Source organism: Variovorax paradoxus NBRC 15149 (assembly GCF_001591365.1).
Lineage (GTDB): Bacteria > Pseudomonadota > Gammaproteobacteria > Burkholderiales > Burkholderiaceae_C > Variovorax > Variovorax paradoxus.
Map to the genome: position 1 here is coordinate 2,014,657 of NZ_BCUT01000001.1, position 9,966 is coordinate 2,024,622.

General features: G+C 69.7%; 10 protein-coding genes. 8 read left to right on the forward strand and 2 right to left on the reverse strand.

All coding sequences use genetic code 11. The annotated features are described in order from the left end of the window. Nucleotides 1–12 precede the first annotated feature (12 nt). On the reverse strand, nt 13–1,410 hold the full coding sequence (locus VPA02S_RS09480; protein WP_062363548.1) for an aminotransferase-like domain-containing protein: 1,398 nt from the start codon (nt 1,408–1,410) through the stop codon (nt 13–15). A 348-nt stretch (nt 1,411–1,758) separates the two neighbouring features. Here VPA02S_RS09480 and VPA02S_RS09485 point away from each other — a divergent pair, with 348 nt between their 5' ends. The 7 genes from VPA02S_RS09485 to VPA02S_RS09515 all read left to right on the forward strand — a co-directional run bounded on the left by VPA02S_RS09485 (nt 1,759) and on the right by VPA02S_RS09515 (nt 7,677). Beyond that, nucleotides 1,759–2,241 (forward strand): MSMEG_0572/Sll0783 family nitrogen starvation response protein, encoded by a 483-nt coding sequence (locus VPA02S_RS09485; RefSeq protein ID WP_018904096.1) that lies wholly within the window; start codon nt 1,759–1,761, stop codon nt 2,239–2,241. A gap of 145 nt (nt 2,242–2,386) precedes the next feature. Beyond that, entirely contained in the window at nt 2,387–3,436 is a 1,050-nt protein-coding gene (locus tag VPA02S_RS09490; protein WP_062364452.1) for a Nit6803 family nitrilase, read from the forward strand. After that, nucleotides 3,399–4,481, forward strand: coding sequence for an MSMEG_0568 family radical SAM protein (locus VPA02S_RS09495; protein WP_062364454.1), 1,083 nt, complete (start codon nt 3,399–3,401; stop codon nt 4,479–4,481). Before VPA02S_RS09490 ends, VPA02S_RS09495 begins: the two co-directional genes overlap by 38 nt. 2 nt (nt 4,482–4,483) lie before the next feature. Further along, entirely contained in the window at nt 4,484–5,044 is a 561-nt protein-coding gene (locus VPA02S_RS09500) for an MSMEG_0567/Sll0786 family nitrogen starvation N-acetyltransferase (protein ID WP_062363551.1), read from the forward strand. Beyond that, on the forward strand, nt 5,041–6,039 hold the full coding sequence (locus VPA02S_RS09505) for a sll0787 family AIR synthase-like protein (RefSeq protein ID WP_062363554.1): 999 nt from the start codon (nt 5,041–5,043) through the stop codon (nt 6,037–6,039). The genes VPA02S_RS09500 and VPA02S_RS09505 overlap by 4 nt, the downstream gene beginning before the upstream one ends. After that, the gene (locus VPA02S_RS09510) at nt 6,030–6,314 is read left to right on the forward strand and encodes an MSMEG_0570 family nitrogen starvation response protein (protein ID WP_062363556.1); all 285 of its coding nucleotides are present in this window, start codon (nt 6,030–6,032) and stop codon (nt 6,312–6,314) included. The genes VPA02S_RS09505 and VPA02S_RS09510 overlap by 10 nt, the downstream gene beginning before the upstream one ends. Before the next feature lie 31 nt (nt 6,315–6,345). Further along, nucleotides 6,346–7,677: an MSMEG_0569 family flavin-dependent oxidoreductase gene (locus tag VPA02S_RS09515; RefSeq protein ID WP_062363558.1), complete on the forward strand. Its 1,332-nt coding sequence runs from the start codon at nt 6,346–6,348 to the stop codon at nt 7,675–7,677. Between the two features lie 8 nt (nt 7,678–7,685). On the opposite strand, the gene VPA02S_RS09520 is transcribed toward VPA02S_RS09515, so the two are convergent. Then, nucleotides 7,686–8,369, reverse strand: coding sequence for a LuxR C-terminal-related transcriptional regulator (locus tag VPA02S_RS09520; RefSeq protein WP_012745718.1), 684 nt, complete (start codon nt 8,367–8,369; stop codon nt 7,686–7,688). A gap of 262 nt (nt 8,370–8,631) precedes the next feature. On the opposite strand from VPA02S_RS09520, the gene VPA02S_RS09525 reads away from it, so the two are divergent. Beyond that, nucleotides 8,632–9,957, forward strand: coding sequence for a DotU family type IV/VI secretion system protein (locus VPA02S_RS09525; protein ID WP_026283929.1), 1,326 nt, complete (start codon nt 8,632–8,634; stop codon nt 9,955–9,957). Nucleotides 9,958–9,966: the final 9 nt, after the last annotated feature.

Sequence of the window (9,966 nt, forward strand, 5' to 3'; positions counted from 1 at the left end):
CGGCCACCGCGCTCAGCCGCCGCGCAGCGTGGCGTGCGGATGCAGCGGATGCGCGAGCGTGTCGGCGATGAGCCGCAGCGCCTGGTCGCACTGCTCGCGCGACATCGGGCCGCCCAGGCAGATGCGCACCGCCTCGGGCGGATCGCCATCGGTGGAGAAGGCAGCGCTCGCCACCACGCCGACGTTCTGCGTGCGCAGGTAGGAGGCAAACTCCACCGGGCTCCAGCCCGGCGAGAGCGGCAGCCAGGCATGGAAGCCTTCGGGATGCGCCTGCAGCCCGCTGCCGCCCAGATGCCGCGCGGCCAGCGCCTGCCGCGCCATCGATTCGCTGCGCACCGCCTGCAGCATGGCCTCGGCGGTGCCGTCCTCGACCCACATCGTGGTCAACGCATTGGTGATGGGCGAGGCCATCACGGTGGTCGCGCGCATCGCGCCAGCCAGGCGCTGCGACTGGACCACGGTGGGCGAGCACACGTAGGCGCTGCGCAGGCCCGCGCCAAAGCACTTGGAGAACCCGCTCACGTAGTAGGTGAGGCCGGGCGCCAGCGTGGCGAGCGCGGCCGGCGTCTGGCGCGGCAGCATGCCGTAGGCGTCGTCCTCGATGATCGGCACCGCATAGCGCAGCGCCACGTCGGCCAACGCCTCGCGCCGTGCGCGCGACACGGTGCCCGCGGTCGGGTTCAGCAGCGTCGGGTTGCAGTACAGCGCCTTGGGCTTGAGCGTCCTGCAGGCGTGCTCGAAGGCATCGGCAATGGGGCCGTCGTCATCGAGCTGCAGCGCATGCAGCTGCACGCCCAGCTGCGCCGCGATGGCCTTCACGCCCGGATAGGTGAGCGACTCCACGCAGATCAGCTCGCCCGGCCGCGCGAGCTGCGAGAACAGCGCCGTGAGCACGCCGTGGATGCCCGGGCACACGAGGATGCGGTCGATGCCCGCATCGGGCACGAAGGGCCGCAGCCAGTGCATCGCGGCCTCGCGGTCGTGCGCGGTGCCGCCGAAGTCCTGGTAGCGCAGCAGGTCGTGCAGGTTGGCCTCGGCGAAGGCGCGGCTCGCGCTGTCGTGCAGCCGCGCCATCAGGTGCGGGTCGTCGGGCTCGGGCGGCATGTTCATCGTCATCTCGGCGCCGCTGCCGCCGCGCAGCCGCAGGCTCGGGCTGCCCGAGCGGATGAAGGTGCCGGTGCCGGCGCGCGAATCGATCAGGCCGCGCTTGCGTGCCTCGGCATAGCCGCGCGCCACGGTCGTGTAGTTGAGCTCCAGCTCGGCCGCGAGCTCGCGCAGGGTGGGCAGCCGGTCGCGCACGGCGAGGCGGCCGGTCTTGATGTCGTCGGCAATCAATTCCGCCAGCAGCAGGTAGGCCGGCTTGGGGGTGTTGCGCAGCTGCTTGCGCCAGTGGGCGGTGATCGTGGTCATCGGCAAAGTTGATTGCATCCATTGATTGCATCGGGCCACCGATCAGGCACGCAGGAATCGCGCCCGCTCCAAAGGGGCCGGATGCCTCGATCAGGTGCGATCAACCCCGTTGATCGGGTGCATTGATCGCATGGCGGATGCGTCTTCGCGGTGCAGGCGGGGCCGCGCCGGCCGCCTTGGCCGAGGGGTTTTCGTGCGGCCGAAAAAAGTTTTCGGGCGTGCAGGCCGCATCCCGGCGAATTGATCGCGCATTGATCGCACGCGCCGCGCCGGGCGCTGGCACATCGCCTGCAAAGAGAAAGGCACGCAAGACCTGCGTTCATCCTTTTTCTTCAACCGGAGTACCCCATGCCCAAAGTCACCCGCCCCCGCAACGAGAAAGGCGAGTTCCTCGTCGACTACGAAGAGAAGGTGTTCGAAGACGTCAAGGCCGAGCCCGGCGAGAAGGCGCTCGTCACCTTCCACACGGTGGCCTTCGAGGGCTCGATCGGCTTCGTGAACCTGCTGCAGGCCACGCGCCTCAGGCGCAAGGGCTACGAGACCTCGGTGCTGCTGTACGGCCCCGGCGTGACGCTGGGCGTGCAGCGCGGCTTTCCGACGCTGGGCGACGAGGCCTTTCCGGGCCACCAGAACTTCAACAAGCAGATCAGCAAGTTCATGGAGGAAGGCGGCAAGGTGTATGCGTGCCGCTTCGCGCTGCAGGCGCTGTACGGCCACGGCGAGGGCGCGCTGATCGAGGGCATCACGCCGATCAACCCGCTCGACGTGCTGGACCTCGTGCTGCTGCACAAGAAGGCCGGCGCCGTGATCCTCGACACCTGGACGCTGTAAACATGTCCACCCCCAGTCTTCGCGCACTTCGTGTCGCTTCGCCAACCCCCTCGCCGGGGGCAACACCAGCAGCCCGGCAAAGCCGGTTCTGCGGTGTTCCACGAATTGGCTTCGCTTCGCTTGCCGCTGCGAACAGGGGGTGCCCATGAGCTCTTCACCCCGCATCGTGCGTGCCGCGGCGATCCAGATCGCGCCCGACTTCGACCGGCCCGACGGCACGCTCGAGCGGGTGTGCGGCGCCATCGACGAGGCCGCGGCCAAGGGCGCGCAGCTGGCGGTCTTTCCCGAGACCTTCGTGCCCTACTACCCCTACTTCAGCTTCGTGCTGCCGCCGGTGCTGCAGGGCGGGCCGCACCTCGCGCTGGCGGAGCGCGCGGTGGTCGTGCCCGGGCCGGTCACGCAGGCCGTGTCCGAGCGTGCGCGGCATCACGGCATGGTCGTGGTGCTGGGCGTGAACGAGCGCGACCACGGCAGCCTCTACAACACGCAGCTGGTGTTCGATGCCGACGGCACGCTGGTGCTCAAGCGCCGCAAGATCACGCCGACGTACCACGAGCGCATGGTCTGGGGCCAGGGCGACGGCGCCGGTCTCAAGGTGGTCGACACCGCCGTCGGCCGCGTCGGCGCGCTCGCCTGCTGGGAGCACTACAACCCGCTCGCGCGCTACGCCCTGATGGCGCAGCACGAGGAGATCCACTGCGCGCAGTTCCCCGGCTCGCTGGTGGGCCCGATCTTCGCGGAGCAGATGGAAGTGACCATCCGCCGCCACGCGCTGGAGTCGGGCTGCTTCGTGGTCAACGCCACCGGCTGGCTCACTGACGAACAGATCCGCAGCGTGACGCCCGACGCCAACCTGCAGAAGGCGCTACGCGGCGGCTGCCACACCGCCATCGTGTCGCCCGAAGGCAAGCACCTTGCGCCGCCGCTCACCGAGGGCGAAGGCATGGTGATCGCCGACCTCGACATGGCGCTGATCGCCAAGCGCAAGCGAATGATGGATTCGGTCGGCCACTACGCGCGGCCCGAGCTGCTGTCGCTCGCCATCAACGACCGGCCGGCGCAGACCACCGTGCCGATGCATCTCACGCAACCTCTCGTTCAACGGAGCCCCGACCATGACCACCACCACGACGACCGCGCCGGACAGCCGGCAGCTGATGACCGAACTCCAGTCCTTCGGGTTGCGGCTGGTTGATCCTTCGGCCGGCGTGGCAAGCCGCCGCGGCGGTGCGGGCCCGTCGGACCACAAGGCCGTGACGGTGGACGGCCACACGATCATGGTGCCGGTCCACACATCGAGCGCCTGGCATTCGCCGTTCACGGCCGAGGCGCCCGATGCGCGGGGCGTGAGCCGCGTGATGCGCGGCAGCATTCCCATTGCGAGCATCAGCTTTCCGAAGCAGCCGCGCTTCTATGCGATGCAGACCTTCGACGGCGTGCCCTATTCGCACATTGCCACGCTGCACGGCAGCGACGTGCTCGCCACCACGGTGCTGCAGAGCTGCATCCGCTACGAGAGCCGCAAAAAGAGCTGCAAGTTCTGCGCGATCGGCCAGTCGCTCGCGGCCGGCCGCACCATCGCGCGCAAGACGCCCGAACAGCTGGCCGAGGTGGCGCGCGCGGCCGTGCTTCTCGACGGCGTGAAGCACATGGTGATGACCACCGGCACGCCCAACGCTACCGACCGCGGCGCGGCCATCCTCTGCGAGAGCGCGTTCGCGATCAAGGCCGCGGTCGACATCCCGATCCAGGGCCAGTGCGAGCCGCCCGACGACGACCAGTGGTTCCACCGCATGAAGGCCGCGGGCATCGACACGCTGGGCATGCATCTGGAGGTGGTCACGCCCGAGGTGCGCGAACGCATCATGCCGGGCAAGGCCAGCGTCCCCGTCTCGCGCTACATGAGCGCCTTCGAGGCGGCGGTGGGCGTGTTCGGGCGCGGCCAGGTCAGCACCTACATCCTGGCCGGGCTGGGCGACACGCGCGAGGCCATCCTCGACACCTGCGACCAGCTGCTCGCACGCGGCGTGTACCCCTTCGTCGTGCCCTTCGTGCCGATCAGCGGCACGCCGCTCGAAGACCATCTCGCACCGTCTCCGGAATTCATGAAGTCGCTGCTGGCGCCACTGGGTGAGCGCGTGGTGGCCGCCGGACTGCGCTCGGCCGACATCAAGGCGGGCTGCGGCAAGTGCGGCGCCTGCTCCTCGCTGTCGGTCTACGAAAAAGAAAGCGAAAGCTGAGCATGCTGTGCATCGACGACCTCAGCGGGCTCGACCCGCACTACGCGCCGGTCGAATACCTGGTGCGCGAAGCGGCCCAGCAGTGGGAGCGCGACGAAGCCATGGCGCTGCGCCGTGCGGTGTTCTGCATCGAGCAGGGCATCTTCGCGCGCGATGACCGCGATGCCATCGACGGCCATGCGCAGCTGCTGGTCGCCATGTCGTGCAACGCCGGCATGCCCGAGCAGGTGGTGGGCACGGTGCGCATCCACCGCGGCGAGGCGCCGGGCGAATGGTGGGGCTCGCGGCTGGCCGTGCATCCCGCGTTCCGCAGCCAGGGCCACCTGGGCGCCACGCTGATACGGCTCGCGGTGTCGCGCGCCAACGCGCTGGGTTGCGATGCGTTCTTCGCGCAGGTGCAGACGCAGAACGTGCCGCTGTTCCAGAAGCTCGGCTGGCAGATGCTCGAAGAGAGCGCCATCCACGGCCGTCCGCACGCACGCATGCAGGCGGGGCTTTCTTTCTACCCGCCCTGCCACGACCCGGTGAGCGGCTTCGTCACGCGCGCGAAGGGGCTGTCATGACCGATGTCCACGCCATCGCCGAAGCCCTGCGCGCCACGCGCGGCTTCGCCCACAAGCGCGACATCAGCGACGTGGTGTCGGCGCTCGGCCGGTCGCTGCCCGGCGGCCATGCCGCGCTCGCGCAGGCCGTGCCCATCGGCGACGACTGTGCGGCCATCCCCGACGGCCACGGCGGCTACCTGCTGTTCGCGATCGAAGGCATGGTGGAAGACTTCATCGTGCGCATGCCGTGGTTTGCGGGCTACTGCGGCGTGATGGTGAACGTGAGCGACATCTATGCGATGGGCGGCCGCCCGACGGCGGTGGTCGATGCACTGTGGAGTACGGGCATGAACCCGGCCGACGAGGTGCTGCGCGGCATGGCGGAGGCATCGGTGCGCTACGGCGTGCCGGTGGTCGGCGGCCACAGCAACAACCGCAGCGAACGACCGCAGCTCGCGGTCGCGATCCTCGGCCACGCACGCAAGCTGCTCACGAGCTTCGACGCCAGGCCCGGCGACCTGCTGGTGATGGCGGCCGACCTGCGCGGCGCCTACGAGGAGCCCTTTCCCTACTGGAACGCGTCGACCACGGCGCCGGCCGCGCGGCTGCGCGCGGACCTCGAACTGCTGCCCTCCATTGCGGAAGAGGGCCTGTGCCGCGCCGCGAAGGACATCAGCATGGCCGGCGCGGTCGGCACCGCGATGATGCTGCTGGAGTGCTCGGGCGTCGGCGCGCGCATCGACCTCGATGCACTGCCCAGGCCCGGCGGCGTGCCGCTGCTGCGCTGGCTTTCTTCTTTTCCGAGCTACGGATTCGTGCTCAGCGTGCCGCCTTCGCAGGTTGCGTCGGTGCTCGGCCGCTTCGCCGCGCGCGACATCGCCTGCGCGGTGGTCGGCGAGGTCGATGCGACGCGGCAAGTGCGGCTGCAGGCAGGCGGCAACGAGGCGCTGCTGTGGGACTTCGGCCGCGATGCCTTCATCCAGCCACCGAAGGAGGCGCTCGCATGCCCGTGATGCACTTCCAGGTGCGCTGGCCCGATGCCAGCGAAACGCGCTGCTACTCGCCATCGTCCGTGGTGCAGGATTTCTTCGCACCCGGCGAACGCTATGCGCTCGAAGACTTCCTGCAGCGCTCGCGCGAGGCCTTGGGCATCGCCTCCGAACGCGTGCGCGCCAAGTATGGCTTCGCATGTTCGCAGGCGATGGACCAGCTCGCCGAGATCGAGCGCATCGCCGCCCGCTTCACCGGCGCCGACGATGCCCAAGTCACCGTCGTCGCCTTCGATTGACGCCCCCGCATCCAGAAAGAAAGAAGACCCCATGTCCTATCCATTTGGCGGACGCAGCCACTACAGCGTCATCGTCGTCGGCGGCGGCCAGGCCGGCCTGTCGCTGAGCCACTGCCTGCAGCAGCGCGGCATCGACCACCTCGTGATCGAGAAGCGCAGCCTGGTGCACAGCTGGCGCACGCAGCGCTGGGATTCGTTCTGCCTGGTCACGCCCAATTGGCAGTGCCAGCTGCCGGGCTGGGCCTACCGCGGCGACGATCCGCACGGCTTCATGGTCAAGGACCAGATCAACGACTGGCTCGCGGGCTTCGTCGCGCAGGTGAAGGCACCGGCCATCGAGGGCGTGACCGTCGAGCGCGTGGCGCGCGTGCCAGGCACGGACGAGCGCGACCGCTTCATGGTGCAGACCGACGCCGGCCTCTACACCGCCGACCAGGTGGTGGTGGCCTCCGGCGGCTACCACCGCCCGATCGTGCCGCGCCTGGCCGAGAAGCTGCCGCCGCACGTGGTGCAGTACCACTCGGCGCAGTACCGCAACCCGGCGCAGTTGCCCGAGGGTGCGGTGCTGGTGGTGGGTTGCGGCCAGTCGGGTTCGCAGATCGCCGAGGACCTGCACCTGGCCGGGCGCAAGGTGTACCTTGCCACCGGCGATGCGCCGCGCTGCGCCCGCTTCTACCGCGGCCGCGAAGTGGTCGACTGGCTCGCCGACATGAAGTACTACGACATGCCCGTGACCGAGCATCCGCTGCGCGAGGGGGTGCGCGACAACACCAACCACTACGTGACCGGACGCGACGGCGGCCGCGACATCGACCTGCGGCGCTTCGCGCTCGAAGGCATGGAGCTGTACGGCCTGCTGACCGGCCTGGGCGGCGACGGCACGCTGGAGTTCCAGCCCAACCTGCGCGAGCACCTGGACAGCGCCGACGCCACCTACAACCGCATCAACGCCTCGATCGACAAGTTCATTGCCTCCCGGGGCATCGAGGCGCCGCCGCCCTCGGTCTACACGCCGGTGTGGGAGCCGCCCGAGGAGCGCACGCGCCTGAGCCTTGCCGAGGCGGGCATCGCGAGCGTGCTCTGGTGCATCGGCTTCTCGCCCGACTTCGATTGGGTGGATGCGCCGGTGTTCAACGGCCGCGGCGCGCCGGTGCACCAGCGCGGCGTGACGGGCGTGCCGGGGCTCTACTTCCTGGGGCTGCCGTGGCTGCACACCTGGGGATCGGGCCGCTTCTCGGGCGTGGCGCGCGATGCGGAGTTTCTTGCCGAGGCGATCGAGGAGAGAAAGAAGGCGGCAGCGGCCGGCCGAGCCGATGCGCAGGAGGAGGAACCGGCCGGCACCGGGCTGCGCGCTGCAGCCTGAGCTCAGGCTCAGGCCTGCTGCGCCTCGGTCAGCGCCTGCGCGGCCACCACGGCCTCGGTGCGGTTGCGCACGTTGAGCGCGCGGAAGATGGCCGCCAGGTGGATCTTGACGGTGCCTTCGCTGATGCCCAGGCTGCGGCCGATGAGCTTGTTGGGCTTGCCCTGCGACAGCAGCTGCAGCACCTCGACCTGGCGCTCGGTGAGCACGCTGCGCAGGTGCTCGAGCGTCTGCGAAGAAGCGCCTGCGGAGCGCGCATCGCCGTTCTGCGTGGGCGCCACGCCGGCCACGATGCCGGGCGGCAGCGCCGTGAGCATCATGGGCGGCACGTACACGCCGCCGGCCAGCACCAGCCGCACGGCCGACAGCATGACCTCGGGCGAGTAGGCCTTGGGAATGAAGCCGAGCACGCCGCGCTCGAGCGCGCTGCGCATGATGGCCGGGTCTTCGTAGCCCGAGAGCACGATGACCGGCACGGCCGGATGGCGGCGGCGGATTTCGTCGATGTGCGCCTGGCCGTCGGCGCCGGGCATGTTGAGGTCGATCAGGGCCAGGTCGAGCTCGTCGGTGGCGCCGGCAAGCAATTCGTCGACGCTCATCGCCAGGACGAACTCGATGCCGGGCCCCAGCTCCGACAACTTGGCCTTGACCGCCTCGATGACGAGCCGGTGGTCGTCGGCGATCAGAATTTTCATGGCATGTCCTAGTGTCCCGGGTGTCCCAGCGTGCGTGCATTGAACTCAGCGGATGCCGAAGATACCGGCGATTGCCCCGCACAGCAAGCCGGTTTGCCCGACGAACGGCATAGTCCCCAAGCGATATGGCGCCCGCCGCCCGGCGTTCGGAAGATGGAATCCTTACTCGAAGGAACCGGGGACATGGGGATGTGCCATCGCAGCAGACGCCGGTGCAAGGCATCCTCCGCAACGCAGGCGCGGTGAGCGGGCGCGGTCATCCATGCTCCGGCTGCTCGACTGTTTTTCCGCATTCGTCTCCTTCGGCCTCGCCCTCGACGCATCGATCGCGGCCGGCCGCGCCGCGCCGCCCTCGCACGCTGCCGCGCAGCAACAGGCGCGCCGGCTGCTCGACGCGGCGCGCGCCTGCGCATCGGGCCAGCCCGCCGCGCAGGTCGAATCGGCGGTCTTTGCGATGGTGGCCTGGATCGACGAGATCCTGGCGCGCCATCCCGGTGCGGCCGCGGGCGCGGCGCCGCTGCAGGTGCAGCTGTTCAACTCGAACAACGCCCACAGCGAGTTCTTCCACCACCTGTCGGCGCTGGGCGCAGAGGACGACGAGCTGCGCGAGGTCTACTGGCATGCGCTGGTGCACGGCTTCAAGGGCCAGTACTACTTCGAGAGCGACGACCGCGGCGAGCTCGGCAAGCTGAAGGAGCTGCACGGCCACCAGCTGCGGCGCAGGCCCCTGGCGCTCGGCAGCCTGGTGCAGGACCGCATCACGCCGCAGCCCTATGGCGTGGCGGATCCGCCGGGCCCGCACGACCTGCACCGCCGCGACCGCAGCCTGCTGCGCGCGCTCGGGGCGCTCGCGCTGCTGCTGCCGCTGCTCTATCTGCTGTGGTGGCAGTGGCCGGCCGGGCTGCACGCGGGCGAGCCGGGACCGGCGCAGCGCATCGAGCAGCATCTTCAAGGCTATGCATGCGCCGATCTCTCGGCTTCGGCCGACAAGGGCGGCAGGCTGCACGTGAGCGGCTTCGTCTCGCTGCCGGCCGACCTCGAGCGGGTGGAGCGCGAGGTGGCCGGCCTGCTGCCCGATGGCGGCTCGCCCACCTTCGACGTCAGGCTGCGCGTGTGGCCCCACTGCGAGGTGTTCGCCATCCTGAAGCCCTACCAGCTGCGCAACCGCGAGAAGGCCCTCGGACTGGACGTGACGGCCGTGACGGCCCGCAACGGCCGGCTGCGCGAAGGAGACGACGTGCGCATGCAGGTGGCCGCGCCCCGGCACGACAGCTACCTGTGGGTCGACTACTACACCGCCGACGGTTCGGTCATGCACCTGAACACCGGCCAGCCGATGCGGCTGCGCGCCGGCGAGAAGCTGGAGCTGGGCCGCGACATCCCGGCGAGCTGGCTGGTGGGCCCGCCCTTCGGCACCGTGCTTGTCACGGCGCTCTCGTCCCCCACGCCGCTCGACGGCGCGGCCGACCGGCCGCCCTACGAACTCGCATCGGCCTACCTGCTGCGGCTGCGCGAGGTGCTCGCGGCCAACAAGGGCAACGAGCGGCTGCTTGCCGATTTCGAGTTCCTCGAGACCACTGCACGTTGAAAGCCGCAG